The 23,415-nt window shown below is 62.9% G+C and carries 20 protein-coding genes; 13 read left to right on the top strand and 7 right to left on the bottom strand.

Annotated elements, in window-relative coordinates:
• Nucleotides 1-38: 38 nt before the first annotated feature.
• The gene (locus PYR64_RS09375; RefSeq protein ID WP_275779554.1) at nucleotides 39-2,051 is read right to left on the bottom strand and encodes a M3 family metallopeptidase; all 2,013 of its coding nucleotides are present in this window, start codon (nucleotides 2,049-2,051) and stop codon (nucleotides 39-41) included.
• 72 nt (nucleotides 2,052-2,123) lie between these two features.
• Between PYR64_RS09375 and PYR64_RS09370 the strand changes: the two genes are divergently transcribed.
• The gene (locus tag PYR64_RS09370) at nucleotides 2,124-3,389 is read left to right on the top strand and encodes a CapA family protein (protein ID WP_275779552.1); all 1,266 of its coding nucleotides are present in this window, start codon (nucleotides 2,124-2,126) and stop codon (nucleotides 3,387-3,389) included.
• Between the two features lie 3 nt (nucleotides 3,390-3,392).
• On the opposite strand, the gene PYR64_RS09365 is transcribed toward PYR64_RS09370, so the two are convergent.
• Nucleotides 3,393-4,166 carry a glutamine amidotransferase gene (locus tag PYR64_RS09365; RefSeq protein ID WP_039241699.1) on the bottom strand — a complete coding sequence of 258 codons (774 nt, stop codon included), beginning with the start codon at nucleotides 4,164-4,166 and terminating at the stop codon, nucleotides 3,393-3,395.
• The gene (locus tag PYR64_RS09360) at nucleotides 4,163-5,491 is read right to left on the bottom strand and encodes a Mur ligase family protein (RefSeq protein ID WP_275779550.1); all 1,329 of its coding nucleotides are present in this window, start codon (nucleotides 5,489-5,491) and stop codon (nucleotides 4,163-4,165) included. Before PYR64_RS09360 ends, PYR64_RS09365 begins: the two co-directional genes overlap by 4 nt.
• A gap of 102 nt (nucleotides 5,492-5,593) precedes the next feature.
• On the opposite strand from PYR64_RS09360, the gene pdxT reads away from it, so the two are divergent.
• The 9 genes from pdxT to PYR64_RS09315 all read left to right on the top strand — a co-directional run bounded on the left by pdxT (nucleotide 5,594) and on the right by PYR64_RS09315 (nucleotide 15,412).
• On the top strand, nucleotides 5,594-6,295 hold the full coding sequence (pdxT, locus tag PYR64_RS09355; RefSeq protein ID WP_275779548.1) for a pyridoxal 5'-phosphate synthase glutaminase subunit PdxT: 702 nt from the start codon (nucleotides 5,594-5,596) through the stop codon (nucleotides 6,293-6,295).
• A gap of 3 nt (nucleotides 6,296-6,298) precedes the next feature.
• A complete protein-coding gene (locus tag PYR64_RS09350; protein ID WP_018777762.1) occupies nucleotides 6,299-7,054 on the top strand; it encodes a YebC/PmpR family DNA-binding transcriptional regulator in 756 nt (251 codons plus the stop codon).
• A gap of 44 nt (nucleotides 7,055-7,098) precedes the next feature.
• On the top strand, nucleotides 7,099-7,668 hold the full coding sequence (gene ruvC / locus PYR64_RS09345; protein WP_275779926.1) for a crossover junction endodeoxyribonuclease RuvC: 570 nt from the start codon (nucleotides 7,099-7,101) through the stop codon (nucleotides 7,666-7,668).
• Between the two features lie 90 nt (nucleotides 7,669-7,758).
• On the top strand, nucleotides 7,759-8,403 hold the full coding sequence (gene ruvA / locus PYR64_RS09340; RefSeq protein ID WP_110504696.1) for a Holliday junction branch migration protein RuvA: 645 nt from the start codon (nucleotides 7,759-7,761) through the stop codon (nucleotides 8,401-8,403).
• A complete protein-coding gene (gene ruvB / locus PYR64_RS09335) occupies nucleotides 8,396-9,472 on the top strand; it encodes a Holliday junction branch migration DNA helicase RuvB (protein WP_018777759.1) in 1,077 nt (358 codons plus the stop codon). The genes ruvA and ruvB overlap by 8 nt, the downstream gene beginning before the upstream one ends.
• Before the next feature lie 145 nt (nucleotides 9,473-9,617).
• Nucleotides 9,618-10,001 carry a preprotein translocase subunit YajC gene (gene yajC / locus PYR64_RS09330; RefSeq protein WP_018777758.1) on the top strand — a complete coding sequence of 128 codons (384 nt, stop codon included), beginning with the start codon at nucleotides 9,618-9,620 and terminating at the stop codon, nucleotides 9,999-10,001.
• A gap of 114 nt (nucleotides 10,002-10,115) precedes the next feature.
• Nucleotides 10,116-11,867: a protein translocase subunit SecD gene (secD, locus tag PYR64_RS09325; protein ID WP_275779545.1), complete on the top strand. Its 1,752-nt coding sequence runs from the start codon at nucleotides 10,116-10,118 to the stop codon at nucleotides 11,865-11,867.
• On the top strand, nucleotides 11,867-12,856 hold the full coding sequence (gene secF, locus PYR64_RS09320) for a protein translocase subunit SecF (RefSeq protein ID WP_018777756.1): 990 nt from the start codon (nucleotides 11,867-11,869) through the stop codon (nucleotides 12,854-12,856). The genes secD and secF overlap by 1 nt, the downstream gene beginning before the upstream one ends.
• A gap of 162 nt (nucleotides 12,857-13,018) precedes the next feature.
• The gene (locus tag PYR64_RS09315) at nucleotides 13,019-15,412 is read left to right on the top strand and encodes a bifunctional (p)ppGpp synthetase/guanosine-3',5'-bis(diphosphate) 3'-pyrophosphohydrolase (protein WP_018777755.1); all 2,394 of its coding nucleotides are present in this window, start codon (nucleotides 13,019-13,021) and stop codon (nucleotides 15,410-15,412) included.
• A 10-nt stretch (nucleotides 15,413-15,422) separates the two neighbouring features.
• Here the strand turns inward: PYR64_RS09315 and PYR64_RS09310 are convergent, their stop codons facing one another.
• The 3 genes from PYR64_RS09310 to PYR64_RS09300 all read right to left on the bottom strand — a co-directional run bounded on the left by PYR64_RS09310 (nucleotide 15,423) and on the right by PYR64_RS09300 (nucleotide 18,476).
• Nucleotides 15,423-16,034, bottom strand: coding sequence for a hypothetical protein (locus tag PYR64_RS09310; RefSeq protein WP_110504694.1), 612 nt, complete (start codon nucleotides 16,032-16,034; stop codon nucleotides 15,423-15,425).
• A 93-nt stretch (nucleotides 16,035-16,127) separates the two neighbouring features.
• Complete coding sequence (locus tag PYR64_RS09305; protein WP_055975953.1) at nucleotides 16,128-17,615, bottom strand: DUF349 domain-containing protein; 1,488 nt, start codon at nucleotides 17,613-17,615, stop codon at nucleotides 16,128-16,130.
• Nucleotides 17,616-17,681: 66 nt separating this feature from the next.
• A complete protein-coding gene (locus PYR64_RS09300; RefSeq protein WP_275779543.1) occupies nucleotides 17,682-18,476 on the bottom strand; it encodes a peptidylprolyl isomerase in 795 nt (264 codons plus the stop codon).
• A 206-nt stretch (nucleotides 18,477-18,682) separates the two neighbouring features.
• Here PYR64_RS09300 and hisS point away from each other — a divergent pair, with 206 nt between their 5' ends.
• The 3 genes from hisS to PYR64_RS09285 all read left to right on the top strand — a co-directional run bounded on the left by hisS (nucleotide 18,683) and on the right by PYR64_RS09285 (nucleotide 22,805).
• Nucleotides 18,683-20,038, top strand: coding sequence for a histidine--tRNA ligase (gene hisS / locus PYR64_RS09295; protein WP_018777751.1), 1,356 nt, complete (start codon nucleotides 18,683-18,685; stop codon nucleotides 20,036-20,038).
• A gap of 110 nt (nucleotides 20,039-20,148) precedes the next feature.
• The gene (aspS, locus tag PYR64_RS09290; protein WP_018777750.1) at nucleotides 20,149-21,942 is read left to right on the top strand and encodes an aspartate--tRNA ligase; all 1,794 of its coding nucleotides are present in this window, start codon (nucleotides 20,149-20,151) and stop codon (nucleotides 21,940-21,942) included.
• A gap of 86 nt (nucleotides 21,943-22,028) precedes the next feature.
• Entirely contained in the window at nucleotides 22,029-22,805 is a 777-nt protein-coding gene (locus PYR64_RS09285) for a GNAT family N-acetyltransferase (RefSeq protein WP_275779539.1), read from the top strand.
• Here PYR64_RS09285 and PYR64_RS09280 read toward each other — a convergent pair.
• On the bottom strand, nucleotides 22,769-23,413 hold the full coding sequence (locus tag PYR64_RS09280) for a Vms1/Ankzf1 family peptidyl-tRNA hydrolase (RefSeq protein WP_275779537.1): 645 nt from the start codon (nucleotides 23,411-23,413) through the stop codon (nucleotides 22,769-22,771). The genes PYR64_RS09285 and PYR64_RS09280 overlap by 37 nt on opposite strands.
• Nucleotides 23,414-23,415: the final 2 nt, after the last annotated feature.

Here is a 23,415-nt window from a genome sequence, read left to right as displayed (position 1 = left end):
GCCGGCCACCCCCCAAGGGTGGTCGGCCGCCGTCGTTCCTAGTCGAGGCCGCGGCGCTTCAGGAGTGGTGCCAGTTCGGCGTCGCGTCCGCGGAACAAGCGGAATGACTCCAGAGGGTCACGGCTGTTGCCCCGGGAGAGCAGTTCGGACCTGAACCGGTCACCGTTGGCGCGGGTCAACCCGCCGTTTTCCTTGAACCATTCCACCGTGTCCGCATCGAGGACCTCACTCCAGATGTACGAGTAGTACCCGGCTGCGTAGCCCGCTCCGGCGAAGATGTGCTGGAAATAGCCGCTGCGGTAACGCGGCGGGATCAAAGGGTGGGCAATGGATGCCTCGGCAAGTGCCTTGGCTTCGAACGCCAGGACATCCCCGGGTACGTCGGCTTGGGAAAGCACATGCCAGGAAAGGTCAAGCAAGGCGGCGCCCAGGTATTCTGTCGTCGCGAAGCCTTCGCCCCACAACAATGAGTCGTTGAGCTTATCCACGATGACTTGGGGGAGCGCTTCCCCGCTGCTGTGGTGCCGGGCGTAGTTGGCCAGGACCTCGGGCCACATGATCCACATTTCGTTGACCTGCGAAGGGTATTCCACAAAGTCCCGAGGCACGGATGTCCCGGAGAAGCGCGGGTACGTAACACTGGAGAACAGGCCGTGCAGTGCATGGCCGAATTCGTGGAACACTGTCCGGACCTCATCCAGGGACAACAGCGTGGGCTCGCCTGGAGCGGGCTTGGTGATGTTGAGGTTGTTGATCACCACGGGGCGCGTACCCAGGAGGCTGGATTGTTCAACGAGGGAGTTCATCCACGCCCCGCCACGTTTGCTCTCCCTGGTGTAGTAGTCGCCAAGGAAGAGGCCGAGGCCAGTCCCGTCTTCGTCGCGGACTTCCCACACGCGCACGTCGGGATGGTATCCCTCGAGGTCTTCGCGTTCATGGAACGTAATGCCATACAACTGGGTCGCAGCGTGGAAGACGCCGTCGTTCAGCACGCTTTCCAGGGCGAAGTAGGGGCGGATCGCCTGCTCGTCCACCTGGAATTTTTCCTTCCGGACCCGGGCTGAGTAGTAGGCCCAGTCCCACGGCTCGAGGTGATGTCCCGCGGTTCCGGCCAGGGCATCGGCCTCGGCTTGTGCGTTGCGGACGGCTGCGGGTGCCAACCGGCGCAGCATGGCCTGGACATCGCTGAAGTCCGGCGCGGTCTGTTGGTCCACCACCAGTTCGGCAAAGTTGGCGAAGCCGAGCAGGGCTGCCTTTTCCGCACGCAACCGCACGGTCGCCGTCACAATTTCCCGCACGTCCAGTGGTCTGCCATCAGTGCCGCGCGACAGGGACGCTTCAAACAAACGACGGCGGATGGTCCGGTTTTCGAGAGACGCGAGAGCGGGCTGGTTGCTGGGTTGGATCAAGGTGAGGAGGTACTTGCCGTCGTGACCGGCGGCCTTCGCAGCTTCAGCGGCTCCTGCGACGTCCTCATCCGGCAAGCCGGCAAGGTCGGCCGGGTCGTCGAGAAGCAGGGCGGAGTCTTTCATGGCTTCCTTGGTCCGCTGGCCGAATTCAGTGCCCAGCCGGGAGAGTTCGGCGTTGACTGTACGGAGCCGGTCCTGTCCGGCGTCATCGAGCTGGATGCCGGATTGGCGGAACTCCTTGAGGTATTCCTGCACCAGCCGGACAGACTCAGCATCGAGGCCGTCGACGTCGATGGCAGAGAAGCGTTCGTAGAGGCCGCGGTTCATATATACGGCGTCCTGGTGGGCCGAAAACCTGGGGGAAAGTTTAGTTTCAAGCGCCTTGATGTCATCGCCCGCATCCGCTGAGACAAGGGTGAAGAAGGCCGCTGCTGCCCTGTTCAGGAGAAGGCCGGAGCGCTCCATTGCCACCGCTGTGTTCAGGAAGGTGGCAGGGTCCGGATTGCCGGTGATCGCGTCTATCTCCTCCAGGTGAGCTGCCAGCCCGGCCTCCACTGCCTCGGCATAGTGGGCCGCAGAGATGTGCGCAAAGGGCGGCAGTCCGTACGGCAGGGGGCTGGGGTCAAGCAGGGGATTGGTCATGAAGTGACTCTTTCACGTAAGAATCGTGTCCTCAAGAGCGGCACGCCTGCTTCGGCACGACTTCGCCGTAGGATGAAAATCATGGGGAATCTCACATCTGCGACGAGATGGATCCGGCTTCGCCGATCGGCAGCGCCTGCCATAGTGGTCGCCCTTGCGATGACCCTTGGCGCCTGCGGCGTCGTAGCCGAGAACACAGATCCGGACCGGAGCACCGCAGCAACGTCTCCCGCGGCGGAGTCGCCTATGCCCACACGTACTCCCGCTCCGAATCCAACTCCAGGCAAGGGACCTGCCTGCCCTGAACTCCGCTGTACCTCCATCACCGTGACGGGCGACATGCTGGTCCACACCCAGTTATGGCAGCAGGCAAGGACAGACGCCGCCGCCGCTGGCTTGCCCGGTTACACCTTCGTCCCGCTCCTCGAAGGACAGCGGCGCTACGTCAACAGCAGCGACCTCGCCATCTGCCACCAGGAGACTCCGGTGGCCACGCCCGAAGGGCCTTTCTCGGCCTACCCGTCGTTCAATGTACCGCCGCAGATTGTCACCGCTTCGAAGGACATTGGCTACCAGGCCTGCACCACCGCGAGCAACCACACCATTGACCGCGGCACGGAGGGTCTGCTCAGGACCCTTGATGCCCTCGATGCCGCAGGGCTGAAGCACACCGGCTCCTACCGGACGGAGGCTGCCTCCAAGGAAATCCTGATGCTCCAGACCGACGCGGCCAAGGTCGCGGTCATCATGGGAACCTATGGCCACAACGGACAGATTCCGGAATACCCTTGGCTTGTGGACGAACTCGACCCTGCAACCATGATTGCCAAGGCAACCCAAGCCAGGGCCCTCGGTGCTGACATTGTCCTGGGAGTCATGCACGCGGGTGACGAATACGCGAGCGAACCCAATGCCCAACAGCAGGATGTGGCGCATGCACTCGTGGACAGCGGGCAGTTCACCATGATTTACGGGCATCACACCCACTCCGTGCTGCCCATCGAGAACTACAAAGGCACCTGGATCGTGTACGGGCTAGGCAACGGCATCACGGAATTGTCACCGTGGTACGTGGTCAACAACGAAGGGCTGCTGGTCAGGGCACAGTTCAGCCAAAACGCTGCAGGCACCTGGACTGCCTCCGACCTCGCGTGGGCGCCCTCGGTGATTGTCCGGGACCCCTACCGTTGGTGTTCAGTGGCCAGCGATGCCCCGCAAGGCGTGTGTGCCACACCCGCGGCCGACGCCGAAACCCACCAGAGGACCCAAACCGTTGTCGAATCCATGGGCGCAGCCAGTGCAGGCGCACATGAACTGCTGATCACCAAGGAGAGATAGCCCCTAGCGGGGACGGCGGGCGGCGTGTTCCCGCGCGAGGCGGGCGTAGTCGTCGTCGGGCGATCCCGGCACGAAAGTGCCGAACTTGCGCTCCGCAGCGGTGCGGATCAGGAAGTCGGCGATGGCCGGGTTCTTTGGCAGCAATGAACCGTGCAGGTAGCTGGCCACGACGTTGTTGTACCTGGCGCCCTCATGGCCGTCCTTGCTGTTGTTGCCCGCACCTTTGGTCACTGTCCCCAGAGGTTGTACGCCAGGACCCAAGGTGGTCTGACCGCTGTGGTTCTCGTAGCCCATGATGTCGCCGAACTCGGCGGACTTCATGATCACGTTGCCGATGAGGCGTTCATCCGTACCCTGGGTTTCGACATCCAGAATCCCGATCCCGGGGATAGTGGGTCCGGTGCTGGTCTTGAAGAACTTTCCAAAGAGCTGGTAAAGGCCGCAGATCACCAACATTGGGGCGCCGTTGTCGGCCAGCTCCCTCAACTGCTCCGCGCGCGCCTGAAGGTCGTCCTGGATGACAAGTTGGCCGCTGTCCTGCCCGCCGCCGCCCACAATGATGTCGACGTCGTCCGGGAAATCATCTCCCACGTTGTACTCCAGCAGCTCCGGCGTGTAGCCATGCCACTTGATCCGTTGCTTCAGCACCAGGGCGTTGCCCCAGTCGCCGTAGATGTTCATTTCGCGCGGGTACAGCTGGAGGACGCGGATAGTGCCCTTGGTGGACTGGGCACGCTCCTCCGGTGAATGGGCGGTGGGCTGGGTTTCCGAGGTCATGAGACCACCTCAACTATGGTGATTTTGGCGAGTTCGCGGCGGATGGCCAGCATTGATGTGTACGTGCAGAAAATGCGCTTGGGCTTGCCGCGGGAGCCGTCGATAAAGGTCCGAAGTGCTGCTGTTATATCCGGCTCCACGGTGCCGAAGGGCACGTCGTCGTACTGCAGCCGGAGGGCCATGTCGTAGGCCCTGACCCCCGTAAGGACCTCTACTCCGCCTTCGCGCAGGGACTCGAACTCCACGTCCCACAGCCACGACATGTCCCTGCCGTCGGCATAGTTGTCGTTGATCGCGATCATGGTTGCGTAGCCGCCGGCCGGGAACGACTTCAGGCCGAGCCGGAAACCGCTGGGATTCTTTACCAGCACGAGTTCGAGCGGTTGGCCATCCACCGTGAGGCTTTCACCGCGTCCGAATGCCGGGGCGACGTCGCCAAGGGCTTTGACGAGCTTTGGGGTGTCAATGGGGCCGGTTCCCAGAACTGCGCGGGTCAGCGACAACGCCGCGGCAGCGTTGAAGATGTTGTAAACGCCGCGCAGCTTCATGGTTGTGGTCACGGTCTTGCCGTCGAACTCAAAGTCTGCGTCCTGGGCACCTACCCGGCGAAGCACGACGTCGGCATCCGGCAAGTCGACTGCCTCACCGGACGCTGCGGCCACGGACGTGCCGGACGGTGAGGGTCCACTGCCTGTTCGCATTTCGTCGTCGTTCGGGAAGGTGCTGCGGAGTGACTCGTCCAGACCGAAGTACCGCACCTCGGGGTGATGAACGGCATCGAGGCTGTTGACGATGTTGGCTATCCGCGCAACGCGGGGGTCTTCCCGGTTCAGGACGACGGTGTCGGTGGTCTTGGATGCAATGTGCTCCAGGAGCCGGGCCGTTTTGTCGATCTCGCCGAACCGGTCCAGCTGATCCCTGAGGACATTCAGCAGCAGGCTGTAACGGGGAGGAACCTTGTTAACGAAGTGGACGGCATGTGCTTCGTCGAGTTCAAGAATGGCGACATCGGCGTCAAGCCGTCCCCGCCAATCGACCTCTCCGAGCAGGGACGCAGCTACTCCGCGGGTGAAGTTGCTGCCCGAACGGTTCGTGAAGACCTTCAGGCCCTGGCTTTCGAGGAGTTCCACCACCATCTTGGTAGTTGTGGTCTTGCCATTGGTGCCGCTGACAACGGCGACACCGTGCGGCAGTGACGCCAGCGTTCGCTGCATGAACCGGGGGTCGATCTTCTCGACCACAAGCCCGGGAAACGCCGACCCGCCGCCCCGCAGCCGGGACAGAGTGCGGACCAGCTTGCCGAGGGGAACGCTGAAGGAAAGCATGCTCTGTAATATATCCCAGACGCGGCATGGAACCCGGGTCGCCTCAGGTCGCAGAGCACTGACCGAAGCCGGCCGTGCGGGCGGGAGCACTATGATGGTCCAATGACCAACCCCCTTTCTGACGCTTCGTCACGCGTGGGTACAGGCCTCCGGATCGGCGTCCTGGCACTCCAGGGCGATTTCCGTGAGCACATTCATGCCGTCGAGTCCGCTGGAGCTGTAGGCGTGGGTATCCGCCGGCCTGCCGAGCTGGACGGGATCGACGGCCTGATCATCCCCGGTGGCGAATCCACCACCATCGACAAACTGTCCCGGATCTTTGAACTCCGTGATCCCATCCAAAAGCGTATAGCCGACGGCCTTCCGGTCTACGGCTCCTGCGCGGGCATGATTCTGCTGGCCGAAGAGATCGCAGACCCTGCCACCGACTTGCAGGGAACCCCGCAACAGACGTTTGGCGGCCTGGATATCACCGTTCGCCGCAACGCTTTCGGACGGCAACGGGAATCCTTCGAAACGGACCTCGATTTCAAAGGACTGGAGTTCAGCGCCGACGAGGACGGAGTGGAACCTGTCCATGCCGTGTTCATCCGCGGACCTTGGGTTGAGCGGGTAGGTCCTGGAGTAGACGTCCTGGCACAGGTCGATCCTGACCATGCCAGCCACACCGCCGCTTTGCATGGAGTGGCTAGAATTGTTGCAGTGCGCTCCGGCCATTTGCTGGCCACCTCCTTCCACCCGGAAGTGACAGGGGAGAAGCGTGTGCATGAACTCTTTATTCGAATGATCAGAGGAGAAGCGTAAAGCATGTCAGGCCACTCCAAATGGGCGACCACCAAGCACAAAAAAGCCATCATTGACAGCAGGCGTGCAAAGTCGTTCGCAAAACTGATCAAGAACATCGAAGTTGCTGCCCGCATGGGTGGACCGGACCTGGCCGGCAACCCGGGCCTGGAACTCGCCGTTACCAAGGCCAAGAAGACATCGGTGCCCAACGACAACATCGACCGCGCCATCAAGCGTGGCGCCGGCCTCACCGGCGAGGTCGTCGACTACACCGAGATCATGTACGAAGCCCGCGGACCGCAGGGCTCGGCCTTGTTGATCGAGTGCCTTACCGACAACAAGAACCGTGCGGCCTCCGAGGTGCGCCTGGCCATCTCGCGCAACGGCGGGACCATCGCCGACCCCGGATCCGTCAGCTACTTGTTCGCCCGCAAGGGCGTGGTGGTTCTGCCGAAGAACGGTCTCAGCGAAGACGACATCCTGATGGCCGTCCTGGACGCCGGTGCGGAGGAGGTCAAGGACAGCGGGGACAACTGGGAGATCCATTCCGAACCCTCGGACCTCCAGGCCATCCGTGATGCCCTCAAGGAAGCCGGGATCGACTACGAAACCGACGAAGCAGAGTTCGTTCCCTCCATGCAGGTGGAGCTGGACGTCGATGGTGCCAAGAAGTTCATGAAGCTCGTCGACGCGCTCGAGGACCTGGACGATGTCCAGAACGTCTACAGCAACGCGGACTTCAGCGAGGAAGTGCAGGCTGCCCTCGACGCCGAGTAGGCGTGGCAGCACCCGATTTTGATGACAAACAGGAAGGCCCGGACTTGACTCTTCGCGTATTGGGAGTCGATCCGGGCCTTACCCGTTGCGGCATCGGTGTAGTGGACATCGAGCGGAACCGGCGGGCCACCATGGTCGCCGTCGGAGTGGTGGGTACGTCCGCTGAACTAACGCTGGACAAGCGCCTGCTGGTCATAGCCCACGCCATCGATGAGTGGCTTGACCTGCACAAGCCGGACGTCGTCGCCGTCGAACGGGTTTTCTCCCAGATGAACGTCAGCACTGTCATGGGCGTTGCGCAGGCCTCCGGGGTCGTCATTGCCGCCGCGGCCCGCCGCGGCATCCCTGTGGCGTTGCACACCCCGTCGGAAGTAAAAGCTGCGGTGACCGGCAGCGGTACGGCCAACAAGGACGCAGTGACCAAGCTGGTGACCAAGATCCTGCGCCTGGACGCCCCGCCCAAGCCGGCAGACGCCGCGGACGCACTCGCGTTGGCTTTGACGCATGCCTGGCGTGCAGGCAACGGAATGGGTGCTGCCTCCGGCGCCGGATCCCTGACGCCGGCGCAAAAAGCCTGGGCAGACGCCGAAGCGAAAGCGCGCCGCAAGCGGTGATTGTCGGCTGCGCTTGCTAGGGTATTCGTAGATATGTTCGGATAGTCCGCTTTAGCCGCAATAACGCTGCAATAACTCAGGAGCCGGGTCTTGATCAGTTTTCTTCGTGGAACCGTTGCCCACGTTGGTTTGTCCACCGCCGTCATTGACCTCAACGGTGCCGGCATGAGCGTCTACGCCACACCACAGACCTTGAGCCACCTCCACGTGGGCACTGAAGCCAAGCTTTTTACCTCCATGATCGTCCGGGAAGACTCCCTCACGTTGTTCGGCTTCGCGGACGACGACGAACGCGAAGTTTTCGATGTCCTGCTTAGTGTCAGCGGGGTCGGCCCGCGTTTGGCCCTCGCTGTTCTGGCGGTGCACGAGCCCGAAGCCATCCGCGTCGCGGCACATACCGGCGATAGCAAGGCCTTCACCAAGGTGCCGGGCATCGGACCCAAGGTTGCGGGCAGGATTGTCCTTGAACTTGCCGGGAAGCTGGTCCCGCACGGTACCGGAAGTGGTGCTGCTCCGGAAACCGCCATCAAGGCTGAGTGGAAGCCGCAGGTTGTTGCTGCGATGACCAGCCTGGGATGGTCGGAGAAGGACGCCACCGGAAGCATCGACAAAGCCATGGCTGATTCGCCCGAACTTGTGGAGGCCGGCAACGTCGCGCAGATCCTCCGGGCCACCCTGCGTTGGCTTGGCCAGGACGGTGCACGCGCCGGTAACCGCGTAGGTTCCCGTGGCTGAGCAGTCACTGGTCAGCGGGGGAGAGGAGCCGGAAGAGCGGGTCATTGAGGCCGCGCTCCGTCCGAAGAACCTGCATGACTTCGTGGGCCAGCACCGGGTCCGCAAACAACTTGCCTTGGTACTCGAGGCGTCCAAAATGCGTGGACGCAGTGCCGATCACGTGCTCATGTCCGGTCCACCGGGCCTGGGCAAGACCACCTTGGCCATGATCATCGCGGCGGAAATGAACGCGCCGCTGCGTATCAGCAGCGGTCCGGCCATTCAGCATGCAGGTGACCTGGCGGCCATCCTTTCCTCATTGTCGGAGGGCGAGGTGCTGTTCCTTGACGAAATCCACCGTATGTCCAGGCCAGCAGAAGAAATGCTCTACATGGCCATGGAGGATTTTCGTGTGGACATCGTGGTCGGAAAGGGTGCCGGCGCTACCGCCATCCCTCTGGAGCTGCCGCCCTTCACCCTGGTGGGTGCCACCACGCGGGCCGGGCTTCTCCCCGGCCCGTTGAGGGACCGTTTCGGTTTCACCGGGCACCTCGAGTTCTATTCCGTGGCTGAACTTGAGCTTGTCCTCCGCCGGTCGGCCGGTTTGCTGGACCTCAAGGTCAATTCGGCCGGGTTCACGGAAATAGCAGGCAGGTCACGCGGTACACCGCGTATCGCCAACCGGCTGCTTCGCCGGGTCCGCGACTGGGCTTTGGTCCACGGTATTGATCAGATCGACGCCCGGTCAGCGTCCGCTGCATTGGATATGTATGAGGTGGACCAGCGCGGCCTTGACCGCTTGGACCGTTCCGTCCTGGAAGCCCTGATCACCAAGTTCAACGGCGGCCCCGTGGGACTGTCCACCTTGGCGATCGCTGTTGGTGAAGAACCGGAGACTGTCGAGACAGTGGCGGAGCCGTTCCTGGTGCGGGAAGGACTGCTGGGGCGGACGCCGCGGGGCCGGATCGCCATGGCTTCGGCCTGGACCCACCTGGGGTACGCGGTACCGACCGGCGTGTTCGGACAAGAGACGCTTGCGCTCTTTGACGAGGACGAAAACCACGCCGAAAGCATCGATACAGCCGGTTAACACGCTGTGTTCAGCTTTTCCCTCTAGACTGGTATGACGCTCGGCACGTTCGAGTCCTTGATCCATGCGCCAGCCTCGGGGATCTGCCAGGGACGTTGCCGTGGACCAAAACGTAAGTACAGAACGGAACTTCCCTGTGGATCCAATGACCATATTGCTGTTCGTCATGCTTGGACTTTTTGTCTTCATGATGTTCCGCCGCAACAAGAAGACCCAGCAGCAGCAGGCTGAGATGCAGTCCAAGTTCGCTCCGGGCGTCGACGTCATGACCAGCTTCGGCCTTTTCGGCCGGATCGTGTCCATCGACGAAGCGGAAAACAAGGTCGTTATCGAGCTTTCGCCGGGCAACCAGGCCACAGTCCACCGCCAGGCTGTCACCAAGGTGGTTGAGGCTGCTCCTGAGGAAGCCCCGGTGGTTCCTGATGACGCTTCTTCCTTGACCGTTGCGGGTACTGAAACCCCTTCGGCAGTCGAGACTCCGGAAGAGACCATCGCGCGCCTCAACAAAGAGGACAAGAAGGACAACTAGCACCGTCAGTCGCGGCATCACCGCGCAAGGAAACTTCTACGGCAGCGGAGAGCCGCCGGCAGACGCTTACCAGCGTCTGCCGGCGGCTGTCCGGCGATAACAGGAAGATCGATAATGGCACGGACCGGCCCCAAAAACACAGCCCGCAGGGTGCTGACCTGGCTTGGAGCAATTTTCGTTGTACTCACCGCTGTCCTGGCTGGCGGGGTGATGACCGGCCATGCGAGCTGGGCGCCCAAGCTCGCATTGGACCTCGAAGGTGGAACCCAGATGATCCTGGCACCCCGGGTGGAGGGTGCAAGCGACATCAATGAGGAGCAGCTGAATCAGGCTGTGGCGATCATCCGCCAGCGTGTTGACGGTTCCGGCGTCGCCGAGGCCGAGATCAGCACGCAGTCCGGCCGCAATGTGGTGGTCAGCCTGCCGGGCACTCCCTCAAAGGAGACCCGGGACCTCATCCAGGCATCCGCGGACATGAACTTCCGCCCCGTTATCGCCGCTGGTGACCCCGCCGCCGTTCCCGCAGAACAGCGGACACCGGATGACAAGCTGCCCAAGCCGACCGCAGAGCCGGCCAACGCCAGCGACAACAACTGGGTCACGGGCGATGTCGTCAAGGAATTCGAAGCGCTGGATTGCGTCAATCCCTCCACGGAGAAGCGCGACCGCTCCGATCCAGCCAAGCCGCTGGTGGCCTGTGAGCCTGCCACGGATAAGACTCCCGCCGTCAAGTACATTCTTGGCCCGGTAGAGGTCAAGGGCCAGGACATCAGCGATTCCACCTTCTCCCAGGTTCAGGGTGCACAGGGTTCGGTGACCAACTCCTGGGGTGTGAACATCGTCTTCAACGGTGACGCCACTGCGAAGTTCAAGGCAGTCACCGAACGACTCAACCAGTTCTATGTGGCCGCACAGGCGCAAGGCACGGAAGACCCGAAGTCCCAGTTCGCCATTGTCCTCGATGACAAAGTGATTTCAGCACCGCGTGCCCTTGCCGTCATCACCGACGGAAAGCCGCAGATCACCGGCAACTTCACCCAAGCCAGTGCCAAGGCCCTGTCCGACCAGCTGCGCTACGGTGCCCTCCCGATCAGTTTCGAGATCCAGTCCCAGGAGCAAATCTCGGCCACCCTTGGCGGGGACCAGCTCCGTCTTGGCTTGCTTGCCGGCATGATCGGCTTGCTGCTGGTGGTTGTCTACTCGCTCTTCCAGTACCGGGCTTTGGGACTCGTTACCATCGCTTCCCTGGTAGTGGCCGGGTTGCTGACGTACCTTGCCATCGCAATCCTCGGCTGGACCGAGAACTACAGGTTGTCCCTGGCAGGTGTCGCAGGTCTGATTGTGGCTATCGGTCAGACCGCCGACTCGTTCATCGTCTACTTCGAACGTATCCGTGACGAACTGCGCGACGGGCGCGGACTGGTGTCCGCCGTCGAGAACGGCTGGAAGCGCGCCAAGCGCACGGTCCTGGCTTCCAAAGCCGTCAACCTTCTGGCCGCGCTGGTCCTGTACTTCGTGGCTGTCGGAAACGTCCGTGGCTTTGCCTTTACCTTGGGCCTGACGGCCCTTGCCGACCTCCTTGTTGTGTTCATGTTCACGCACCCGATGCTGCAGGTCCTGGCCCGTACCAAGTTCTTCGGCGAAGGACACCGGTTCTCCGGACTGTCGCCCGACCGTCTGGGTGCGGTACCGCTGTACCGGGGGGCCGGACGGCTCCGGACCCCGGATGACAAGCCGACGCCGGTCCGCCCCCGCAACGCCGGGGCGGCCGCTGAAGCGGAACGACGCATGACCATCGCCGAACGGCGGCTTGCCGCGAAGGGCCAACTGACTGGTTCTTCCAACGGCAGCAAGGAGGAGAAGTAATGACTACGAGCTTCGCAACCTTCGGCCATGAGCTCTACACGGGCAAACGTTCCTACAACTTTGTCAATTCAAAGAAGATCTGGTTCATCATCGCGGCCGTCGCCGTGGCGTTGTCCATCCTGATCCCGGTGGTCAAGGGTGGCTTCAACCTCGGTATCGAATTCCGCGGCGGTTCGGAGTTCACGGTTTCAAACGTGAGCACCACAGACGCAGCGCTGGGGGAGCGGGCAGTCCACGAGGTCGTGCCTGATGCCATTCCGCGTGTCGCAAACGTGGCGGGCAACACCATGCGCATCCAGACGGACCAGCTGACCGATGACGAGACCAACCGCATCAAGGACGGGCTCACAAGCGCCTATGGTGTGACGGAGAACGAAGTCACCTCCAACTTCGTCGGACCGACCTGGGGCCAGGATGTGACCCGTCAGGCCCTCATCGGTCTGGTGGTCTTCGTCGGATTGGCCGCGGTCCTCATGGCCCTGTATTTCAGGACCTGGAAGATGTCCTTGTCGGCCCTCGTCGGCATGCTCGTCACGATGTTCACCACTGCGGGCGTCTACGCCCTGAGCGATTTCGAAGTGACGCCGTCGGCGATTATCGGCTTCCTCACCGTCCTGAGCTACTCGCTCTACGACACCGTCGTGGTCTTCGACAAGATCCGCGAAAACACGTCGGACATCACAACGTCCACCCGCCGTACCTTCGGCGAAGAGGTCAACCTGGCCGTCAACCAAACCCTGGTCCGATCCATCAACACCATGATGGTGGCTGTCCTTCCGGTGGCCGCGATCCTCTTCATTGGGGCAGGACTCCTGGGCGCGGGCACCCTGCGCGACCTGTCGCTGGCCTTGTTTGTGGGTATCCTCATTGGCACCGCGGCAACCATCTTCATCGCGGCCCCGCTCTACGCCTGGCTGCGCCAGGGTGAGCCCGAGCTCGTCAAGCAGGCCAAGAAGGTAGCCCACCGACGCGCCGAAGCCACCGTTTAGGCGGCAACGGAGCTGTATTTGTCCAAGGGAGCCGGTCACCGCCACAGTGCGGTGGCCGGCTCTTTGACTTGCCGGCCCGATCGTCATGTGCTGTCCAGTTGCAGAAGCATTCGCTTCCGGGAATAGACTGGGAGAATTAAATCGGTTGTGAGGGGTACTTCTGTGGAAGAACGTGCGACGTCGGCACCACCGGCGGGCGGGGAAGACGACCGCAAAGCTGTGGCGGTCCCTGTAACGGGCGTGCCCGCCCGGGCCTCCGGAGCAGTGCCGGTGGACATGCCGGGAGCCCGTCCCACGTTTCCGGGCCGGCGGGAACGCACGCGTTCGCGCCTCGCGCGCCTGACCGGGCGGGGCGTAGCTCCGTACTCTCCGATCCTCGAGCCGCTGTTGCGGACCGTCAGGGCCAACAACCCCAAAGAAGATTTTGACCTGATCCAACGGGCGTTCGCAGTCGCCGAGCGCAGCCACCAGGGACAGAAGCGCAAGAGCGGTGATCCTTACATCACCCACCCGGTGGCCGTGGCGACCATCCTGGCTGAACTTGGCATGACAGGCACCACGTTGGCCGCTGCCCTCCTCCATGACACCGTGGAGGACACTCCATACACCCTGGCGGACCTGACACGGGATTTTGGCCCTGAGGTTGCCATGCTGGTGGACGGCGTTACCAAGTTGGACAAGGTCAGCTTTGGCGAGGCAGCCCAGTCTGAGACCGTCCGCAAAATGGTCGTGGCCATGGCCAAGGACATTCGGGTCCTCATGATCAAGCTGGCCGACCGCCTGCACAATGCACGCACTTGGCGCTTCGTTTCAGCCGAGTCTTCCTCCCGCAAGGCACGTGAAACGCTGGAGATCTTTGCCCCGCTGGCTCATCGCCTGGGCATGAACACCATCAAGTGGGAGCTTGAGGACCTGTCGTTCGCAGCCCTCTACCCCAAGGTGTACGAGGAAATCGTCCGGATGGTGGGGGACCGCACGCCGGAGCGCGAGAAGAGCCTGAGCGTCATCCGGAACCAGATCGCCGACGATCTCCGGACTGCCAGGATCAAAGCGACCATCACGGGCCGTCCCAAGCACTACTACTCCATCTACCAGAAGATGATCGTCAGGGATAAGGATTTCGACGACATCAACGACCTCATGGGCGTCCGGGTGCTGGTGGACTCCGTCCGCGACTGTTACGCGGCCCTTGGCACCCTGCATTCGCGCTGGAACCCGCTGCCAGGCAGGTTCAAGGACTACATCGCGATGCCGAAGTTCAACATGTACCAATCTCTGCACACCACGGTGATCGGTCCGGGCGGCAAGCCTGTTGAGATCCAGATCCGCACGCACGAGATGCACCGCCGCGCAGAGTATGGCGTGGCCGCCCACTGGAAGTACAAGGACCAGCCCAACCGGACGGCACAGGGCCCGGGCAGCCCGCGCGACGGCGACATGGGCTGGCTTCGTTCCCTGGTGGACTGGCAGCAGGAGACCTCCGATCCGGGCGAGTTCCTGGATTCCCTGCGTTACGAGATCAACGCCCGCGAAGTCTTCGTTTTCACACCCAAGGGCGAAGTCATGGCGCTGCCAGCGGGTTCAACCCCTGTGGACTTTGCGTACGCCGTCCACACGGAAGTGGGACACCGCACCATCGGTGCACGGGTTAACGGCAAACTGGTGCCGCTGAACAGTGAACTGAACCATGGCGACTGGGTGGAGATCTTCACCTCCAAGGCCGAAGGTGCCGGTCCGAGCCAGGATTGGCAGCACTTCGTCAAATCCGCGCGTGCCCGCAACAAGATCAGGCAGTGGTTCACCAAGGAGCGTCGCGAAGAAGCGATCGACCGCGGCAAGGACATGCTCACCCGCGCCATGCGGAAGCAGAACCTTCCCCTGCAAAGGCTCATGACCCATGATGCTTTGTCTTCCGTCGCCGAGGATTTCCACTACGTCGACATCTCCGGACTGTATGCGGGCGTTGGTGACGGTCATACCTCGGCCCAGTCAGTCATGGAAAAGCTCATGGAGCAGTTGGGCGGCCATGAGACTCCGGATGAGGATCTTGACGAAGTCAGCATCCCGACCCAGGTAGCGAAGTCCAAATTCTCGGACTCTGGCGTCATCGTCAGGGGCGTGGGCGACGTATGGGTCAAGCTGGCCCGGTGCTGCACACCTGTGCCTCCGGATCCCATCCTTGGCTTCGTGACGCGCGGTTCCGGTGTCTCCGTGCACCGGACAGACTGCACCAATGTCTCGGGGCTGCGTGACCAGCCTGACAGGATCGTCGACGTCGAATGGGCACCTACGCAGTCCAGCGTGTTCCTGGTGGAGATCCAGGTCGAAGCACTGGACCGCAAATCGCTCCTTTCGGATGTGACGCGGATCCTCTCGGAGAACCACGTCAACATCCTTGCTGCATCGGTCCACACGTCCAGCGACAGGGTGGCGATCTCGAAGTTTGCCTTCGAGATGGGTGATCCCAAGTACCTTCACCACGTGTTGAATGCTGTGCGCCGCATTGACGGTGTTTTCGACGTCTACCGCACCACGGGTAACCGCCGCCGGAGCTAGCGGTTTGCTGCTAGCCGATAGCATTTGCCGGCATCAACTGTGCCAGGGTGGCCAGGGCGCGCTTCTTGTGGGGGACCCGGGGAGCTGCCTCGACTGCCAGGACAAGAAGTCTTAGCCGTACGCCCAGTTCCTGTCTGTCCAGGAGCCGACGCAGCACCGGCAGGGCACGTTCAGACTCGACGTGGAGCGCAATGTCCGCCGCGGTACGCAGCGGGGTGCTCACCAGCATCCCGCCGAGACTGACGACATCCATCTGCCCCAGCCGTACTTCATGGAGGCTGCAGGGCAGGGTGCCGCGAAGGCTGGAAATGCGGTGCTTGGCATCCACAAGCAGGGACAACTTCTCCGGCGGTTTGGCACAGCCATAGATCCAGGCGGCAGTGAGCCTGCCGGCCACAACTTTGGTGCGGATACGTTCAGGCACGCTCAGTGCGGCTGCGCGGGCGCGCAGCCGGTGGGTGATGGCCACACCAGGGGAGGAATAGTTCTTGCCGTAGAGGGGCATCAGGATGCCGTCGAACGCCATGCCCTGCAGTTCATTCCACGTGAAGATGCGGCCAGGGGCATAGAGCTCCGGAATAACCGGGTCCAGCAATTGCGGGGATGTGAGAGCGGGGACCATCCACCGATCATTTCGTGGGGCCCCCTACGAGTACAGGCTCCGATCCGGCTATGTGGATAACCGGATCGGAGCCTGCAACAGCGTCAGAAGGAATTATGCGAGGTCGCTGGCCGAACGCTGGATCTGGTCGAGCCAGGCCTGGCGTGCTTCCAAAGCTTCACGAGCAGCCTTGATGCGTCGCTGGTCGCCGGCCTTTTCAGCCTTGTCAAGGTCGTCCTTGAGGCCCGCGATGGCTGCTTCGAGCTGCGTCAGGGCACTGTTCGTGCGTGCCTTGGTTTCCGGGTTGCTCCGGCGCCACTTCTCTTCCTCGGCTTCACGGACAGCATCCTCCACCTTGCGAAGGCCTGCCTCGATCCGGCCCATGTCAGCACGCGGGACCTTGCCGGCATCTTCCCAGCGATCACGGATGGACTGGAGGGCCTTCTTGGCGGCGTTGAGGTCCTTGATGGGCAGCAAGCCCTGGGCCTCGACCACGAGTTGTTCCTTGACGGCCAGATTCGCTGTGTATTCCTGGTCAATCTGGTCATTGGCGGCCTGGCGATTGCTGAAGAAGACATCCTGGGCGGCACGGAAGCGGCCCCACAGGGCGTCGTCATCCTTGCGGCTGGCGCGCGGGGTGGCCTTCCACTGGTCCATCAGCCTGCGGTATTCACCCGCGGCGTAGCCCCAGTCAGTGGACGAGGAAAGAGCCTCGGCCTCTGCGATCAGGGCCTCTTTGGCAGACTTGGCAGCAGAATTGTTGCTGTCCAACTGGGAGAAGTAGGCGCGGCGGTGGCGGTCGAAAACGGTGCGGGCCGAGCGGAAGCGCTTCCAAAGTGCGTCCTCGTTGCTGCGGCCGAGCCGGACGCCGCTCTTCTGTGCGGACTTCCAGGATTCGAACAGCTCGTTCATGCGCGCGCTGGAGGTCTTCCATTGGATCTGCGCAGGATCCTGACCGGCAATGGTCTCCGCCTCGGCCACGATGGCCTCCCGCGCGGCAAGCTCACTGGCCCGAACGGCCTCGTGGGCAGCCTTCTCAGACTTCTCCAATTCCACGATCTGCGTTGACAGGGCATCCAGGCGGGCCTCGGCGGAACGGATATCGCCCACCATGTTGCGCTCGGCCAATTGCTCGCGCAAGTGCGTGACCGTCTTCTGCATGTCTGTTGCCGGCGCCTTGGACTCCACCCGGTGCTCCAGGAGGACTACCTGGGCGATGACGTCGTCGAACTTCCGGGCGAAATAGCCCAGGGCTTCGTCGGGGCTGACTCCCGGGTACTGTCCGACGGCGATTTCCTCACCATCGAGCGTGAGGAAGACGTGGCCGTCGCCTTCTGCCCGTCCCCACTTTGCTGCTTCTGCCAGCGACGCGGCAGATACTGCGGGTGCGGCAGGAACAACAGCAGCGGGTGCCTTGGGGCGTGCCGCAAAAGCCGCGGGCGACGGCGCTGCCGACGGCGCGGGGCGGGGTGCCGCGGGTTCATTGGGAGCCGAAGCGGGGGATGCTTCGGGGGAAGCGCCGGCATCCGTGGCTTCGATCACCTCGACCGCTTCATCGTTGGCCACTGCTGCTGTTTCGTCGGATTTCTGACTGTCTGTCACCGCTAAAAGTCTTTCGCTTGGAGGGACTGCTAAGGCAATGCACCCCGGGCCTGGGCCCGGGGCTGGTTACTTCAGAGAAAACGAGTCTATCGTGACAGGTGCCACAGGGGCGCCGTCGCTGCTGTTTCCGCCGGCTTTGAGGCCGGCAGCGGCGATCTTCGTCACGACGTCCAACCCGCTGGTGACCTTGCCAACAGCGGTGTATCCGCCAGCCGTGTCGGCCGGGATGGTGGTGTCCTTATAGACAATGAAGAACTGGTGCCCGTTGCCGTAGGCATTGTTGCCCGTACGGGCGACGGCGATGGTTCCGGCAGGGTACTTGTTGTCTGCCGGCGTGTTTTCGAGTGGACCCCAGCGATAGTTGGGGTCGTCTGCGCCGTCCTCGGATTTAGCGCCGCACTGCAGGAGGCCAAAGGTCTCGGAGGTGGTCAGCCGGTGGCAGTTGGCCCCTGTGTAGTAACCGGCATCAGCGAGCGACTTCAGGACAGCAGCCGCCTGTGGTGCCGCTGTACCGTTCAATTCGACTCCCACGACGCCGCTGTTCAAGGCAAGCTCGCCCGTGAACGTTTTGCCGGCTGCTGTATCCGGGCTGGGAATGTCGGCACCGTTGGACGCTGCTGGGGATGCCGACGGCGAATTCAGGCCCGCCTCTGCGGCAGCGAACTCGTCTTCCGTGGGGTTGGAGCTGAAGACGGTCAGCTGGAGCACCACGGCAAGGACCACGGAGGCAGCACCGGCGCCGATGGCAATGATGTTGTCGCGTTTGCGGCGCTTTCCCTGTTCCTGCCGCAGGGCGCGCTTGGCTTCCATTTGCCTGATGCGACGTTTCGCTTCGCGGTCATCCCGCGACCTTGTTGCCAAGAGTCCTCCTGATTGTGTCCGCTTCGGATGGCTGCCGACAGGAACCCGGCATGCTGCATTAGATGTGCACGCGCGGAAAGCATAAACTGGCTGCCGCACATAGTTTATGCATGACCGGCTGGACGCCCGCCCTCTAAACGCCGAACGGGCGTTTAAAGCATGGCGCCGAGGCCCGGGTCAGCTTTCTTTGAGGAGACAATTCCACCATGGCACGTACCGCCTCCCTGTCCGGATTCCCCGAGTGGCTTCCCCAGGAACGGTTGGTGGAACTCCATGTGCTGGATACGCTCCGGAAGACATTCGAGTTGCATGGTTTCTCTTCCATTGAGACACGCGCGGTCGAAACGGTCGGCCAGTTGCTCCGCAAGGGCGAGATCGATAAAGAGGTCTATGGCCTGAGCCGTCTCCAGGATGATGAGGGCGAGGCTGCGAAGCAGGGCAGTTCCGATAAGTCCGACCCCAACGCGCTTGCACTGCACTTCGATCTGACCGTTCCGTTTGCGCGCTATGTCGTGGAAAACGCCGGGTATCTGGCTTTCCCGTTCCGCCGCTACCAGATCCAGAAAGTGTGGCGCGGTGAACGCCCCCAGGAAGGCAGGGCCCGCGAGTTCACCCAGGCTGATATCGATGTGGTAGGCGACGGCGAACTGCCGTTCCGCTATGACGTTGAGATTGCGCTGGTCATCGCTGAGGCCCTGAGCGCCCTTCCCATTCCGGACTTCCGGCTCCGGATCAACAACAGGAAGCTGGCCGAGGGTTTCTATCGCGGCATTGGCCTGACGGACACCGCCGGCGTGCTGCGCAGCATCGACAAACTGGAAAAAATCGGTGCCGACAAGGTAGCTGGTTTGCTCAAGTCTGAGCTCGGCGCCACGGATGAGCAGGCGGCCCTGGCCCTGCAACTCGCCACGATCCGCACCGAGGACACCTCCTTCGTCGAACAGGTCCGCGCACTCGGGGTGAAGGATGACCTCCTCGAAGAAGGCCTGAGCGAGCTTCAGCAGGTTATCGAAGCAGCCGTTCAGCGTGCCCCGGGCAAGGTGGTCGCTGACCTGAGCATTGCCCGCGGCCTGGATTACTACACCGGCACCGTCGTCGAGACCGTCCTTGTGGGACACGAGCAGCTCGGTTCGATCTGTTCCGGCGGCCGATACGATGCCCTGGCCAGCAAGGGCAACCGCAAGTTCCCCGGCGTCGGGCTTTCGATCGGCGTGACGCGCCTGGTGTCCCGCATCCTCAGCCAGGAACTTGCCACGGCCTCACGCGCTGTGCCGACTGCAGTGCTGGTTGCTTTGAATAGCGACGACAGCTGGTCTGCGGCCCAGGACATCGCGGCCCAGTTGCGTGGCCGCGGCATCGCTACCGAGGTCGCAGCCAAGGCCGAGAAGTTCGGCAAGCAGATCAAGTTCGCCGACCGGCGCGGCATCCCCTTCGTCTGGTTCACCGATGACGACGGAAAACACCAGGTCAAGGACATCCGTTCCGGCGAGCAGGTTGATGCCGATCCCACGACCTGGACTCCTCCGGAGGAAGACCTCCATGTCCGGGTGACCACGGCCTGATCCGACCATAGCTTCTCCCGCCCTTGGCGGGAGCCGCGGCCGGGGCGGGTAAACTCGGACGGGACCGCCTTTGCAGCGGTCCTTCTAAATTTCATGCTGAAAGGAATGCTGTGCTGCGCACACATGACCTCGGATCACTTCGTTCCGAGCACATTGGACAAACCGTTACCCTTGCCGGCTGGGTGGGCCGGCGCCGTGATCACGGTGGCGTTGCATTCGTTGACCTGCGCGACGCGTCCGGCGTTGCCCAGGTGGTTGTCCGTGAGGAGGAGGTCTTCCACGGCCTCCGGAACGAGTACGTCCTCCAGGTGACGGGCACGGTCAACAAGCGTCCCGAAGGCAACGAAAACCCTGCCCTGGCGACGGGTGAAATTGAGGTCATCGCCGACAACGTGGTTATCCTCAACACTTCCGAGCCCCTTCCGTTCCAGATCGACGAGCACGTTGAGGTTGGCGAGGAAGCACGTCTCAAGCACCGCTACCTCGACCTTCGCCGCCCCGGCCCGGCCCGCAACATGCGCCTCCGTTCGGAAGCCAACCGCGTAGCGCGTGAGCTCCTCCACCAGCGTGGTTACGTCGAGATCGAAACGCCCACGCTGACGCGTTCGACGCCGGAAGGCGCCCGTGACTTCGTTGTTCCGGCCCGCTTGGCCCCGGGTTCCTGGTACGCCCTCCCGCAGTCGCCGCAGCTTTTCAAACAGCTTCTCCAGGTGGGTGGCTTCGAGAAGTACTACCAAATCGCCCGCTGTTACCGCGATGAGGACTTCCGCGCAGACCGCCAGCCGGAGTTCACCCAGCTGGACATCGAAGCCAGCTTCGTGGACCAGGACGACGTCATTGAACTCGGCGAGGCAATCGTCAAAGCGCTGTGGCAGCTGATCGACGTCGAAATCCCTACGCCGATCCGCCGCATGACGTACCTGGACGCCATGGCCAAGTACGGCTCCGACAAGCCGGACCTGCGTTTCGGTGTTGAGCTGACTGAACTGACCGACTTCTTCAAGGACACCAACTTCGGCGTCTTCAAGGCCCCTTACGTTGGTGCTGTCGTGATGCCGGGCGGCGCTTCCCAGCCACGCCGTACACTGGACGGCTGGCAGGAATTTGCCAAGCAGCGCGGTCACAAGGGCTTGGCCTACGTGCTCTACAAGGAAGACGGCGAACTGGCCGGTCCGGTCGCCAAGAACCTCACCGAAACCGAGCGTGCAGGCCTGGCGGACGCTGTTGGTGCGAAACCGGGAGACTGCATCTTCTTCGCAGCCGGCGAGAAGTCTGCCGCCCGGGCACTGCTCGGTGCCGCGCGCGTTGAGATCGGTCACCGTACCGGCCTCATCGATCCCAACGACTGGGCTTTCGTATGGATCGTGGACGCCCCGATGTTCGAGCCGGCCGCCGCTGCCGTCGCTTCCGGTGACGTGGCAGTTGGCGGTGGCCAGTGGACAGCAGTGCACCACGCCTTCACCTCGCCCAAGCCCGAATTCCTGGACACGTTCGACAAGGACCCGGAGTCGGCCCTGTCCTACGCCTACGACATCGTCTGCAACGGCAACGAAATCGGCGGCGGTTCCATCCGTATCCACGACCGGGCCGTGCAGGAACGGGTGTTCCAGCTCATGGGCCTGGACAAGGAAGACGCTGAGACGAAGTTCGGCTTCCTCCTGGAGGGCTTCAAGTACGGCGCACCTCCCCACGGCGGAATGGCGCTCGGCTGGGACCGCGTCGTCGCGTTGCTCGCCGGTGTGGAGTCCATCCGCGACGTCATCGCCTTCCCGAAGTCGGGCAACGGCTATGACCCGCTGACTGCGGCGCCTGCTCCGATCACGGCGCAGCAGCGCAAGGAGGCAGGCGTCGACTTCAAGCCGGAGGCCAAACCTGCGGCCAAGCCGGCAACGGCGTCCGAGTAAAGTCCTGGCCAAAAGGCTCTCCACCATGGTGGGGGGCCTTTTGGTGTTCGTGCCACATAATTTCCCGCATATGAGAGGTGCCGCAGATGATGGAGCAAGCACTCCTTGAAGACCTCATGGATAAGGCCTGGCCTGCCCTTGACCGGGAGGAGACGGGGGCGTGGGTGCTGCGCGCTTCGGAGGGAGTGACGCAACGGGCAAACTCAGTGTGGCCCAGGGTGTCCCACCAGACCGGACACGACGGCATCAGCCGGTCGGTCCAGGCCGCCGCGCGCTGGTACCGGGACCGGCGGCTTCCCCTGATCTTCCAGGTCTTCAACGATCCCCGCAGCGAAGCCCTCAATACCGTCCTGGACGAGCAGCGCTTCACCCGGCAGTCAGAAACCAGGATCATGGTCAGGGACGCTGCCGGGACATCCGCGGCTGCCCCCGGGCCTGGCGTGGAACTCCACGACCATCCCAACCGGGAATGGTTGGACCTGTGGTGGTCGGTGGATGGCCGCGGCGGCGAGGCAGAGCTGTCGGTCGCCCACAGAATCCTTGCCGCGTGCCCCTCGCTCTACGCCCTGCTGAGGGACGACGACGGCGTTCCCGCCGCCGTCGGGCGTCTCGCCTTGGTGGACGGCTGGGGCGGTATCTACAGCATGGCGACATCGCCGGCGCACCGCAGGCGTGGATACGCTACAAGGATTCTGGATGCGTTGTTGCGCGCCGGAAGCCAACGGCGACTCGAAGGGTTCTGGCTGCTGGTTACCGCGGCCAATCTAGGAGCCCGGGACCTCTACTTGCAGGCGGGTTTTACTGACCAGGGTGGCTATCTTTATCGTCAGGCGCCGCTGAAACGAGCGCCCGGCGGCTGCTGAGGCGGTTGCTGAACAGGTGCATCCGACACCGTAATCCGGACGGAGCAGGCGTCAGCTGCAGCTTTTGGCAGTACGGCTGACTTCGGTTCCTGGACATCCAGGAAGGCGAGCCTTGTCCGGGCGGCAACTGCCTTGAGGGATGCGTGGGCGAGGACCTGGTCCACCAATGTCCGGTCACCACCGGGAACGATGTACTCAATCCTGTGGCCGGAGAAGATCCGTGCGGCGTGTTCCGCCGTGGTCTTGGCGTCGATAAAGCGCGAACCGCTTTTCGAGGCCAAGATGGTGGAACCGCTGGCAGCAGCCAGGGCGTAGCCACCCCTCCGGACCAGCAGCAGCCCGAGACCGCGCTCCTGGGTGGCGAGTGAGGCGAGCCGGTCCAGCTCTGTCGCCCCGCGCCCCGGCCTGCCGTCAGCCGGCCACGGCGGTCGCAGCAGGGCCTCACCTCCGTCGGCCGCCCGCAGCAGCAAGCCGCCGTCGTCCAGGTCTTCCTCAACCGGGCCGTGGCTTGAGGCGAACCGGGCCACCCACCCTTGCAGCCTTTCCCCGGGCACTAAGGCGGTCCTGCTGCCGCCCCTGCGTTGCGGGGCTGATGCTGGGCGGTGCACGT

Origin of the sequence: Paenarthrobacter sp. Y-19 (assembly GCF_029223985.1) — a bacterium.
Taxonomy (GTDB): Bacteria; Actinomycetota; Actinomycetes; order Actinomycetales; family Micrococcaceae; genus Arthrobacter; species Arthrobacter nicotinovorans.
The sequence above is the reverse complement of the archived record's forward strand: the minus strand, read 5'-3'. Positions and strand labels throughout refer to the sequence as shown.

Coding starts and splice junctions, on each gene's coding strand:
- PYR64_RS09375 (WP_275779554.1), bottom strand. CDS start 2,051: ATGACCAATCCCCTGCTTGACCCCAGCCCCCTGCCGTACGGACTGCCG.
- PYR64_RS09370 (WP_275779552.1), top strand. CDS start 2,124: ATGAAAATCATGGGGAATCTCACATCTGCGACGAGATGGATCCGGCTT.
- PYR64_RS09365 (WP_039241699.1), bottom strand. CDS start 4,166: ATGACCTCGGAAACCCAGCCCACCGCCCATTCACCGGAGGAGCGTGCC.
- PYR64_RS09360 (WP_275779550.1), bottom strand. CDS start 5,491: ATGCTTTCCTTCAGCGTTCCCCTCGGCAAGCTGGTCCGCACTCTGTCC.
- pdxT (WP_275779548.1), top strand. CDS start 5,594: ATGACCAACCCCCTTTCTGACGCTTCGTCACGCGTGGGTACAGGCCTC.
- PYR64_RS09350 (WP_018777762.1), top strand. CDS start 6,299: ATGTCAGGCCACTCCAAATGGGCGACCACCAAGCACAAAAAAGCCATC.
- yajC (WP_018777758.1), top strand. CDS start 9,618: ATGACCATATTGCTGTTCGTCATGCTTGGACTTTTTGTCTTCATGATG.
- secD (WP_275779545.1), top strand. CDS start 10,116: ATGGCACGGACCGGCCCCAAAAACACAGCCCGCAGGGTGCTGACCTGG.
- secF (WP_018777756.1), top strand. CDS start 11,867: ATGACTACGAGCTTCGCAACCTTCGGCCATGAGCTCTACACGGGCAAA.
- PYR64_RS09310 (WP_110504694.1), bottom strand. CDS start 16,034: ATGGTCCCCGCTCTCACATCCCCGCAATTGCTGGACCCGGTTATTCCG.
- hisS (WP_018777751.1), top strand. CDS start 18,683: ATGGCACGTACCGCCTCCCTGTCCGGATTCCCCGAGTGGCTTCCCCAG.
- PYR64_RS09285 (WP_275779539.1), top strand. CDS start 22,029: ATGATGGAGCAAGCACTCCTTGAAGACCTCATGGATAAGGCCTGGCCT.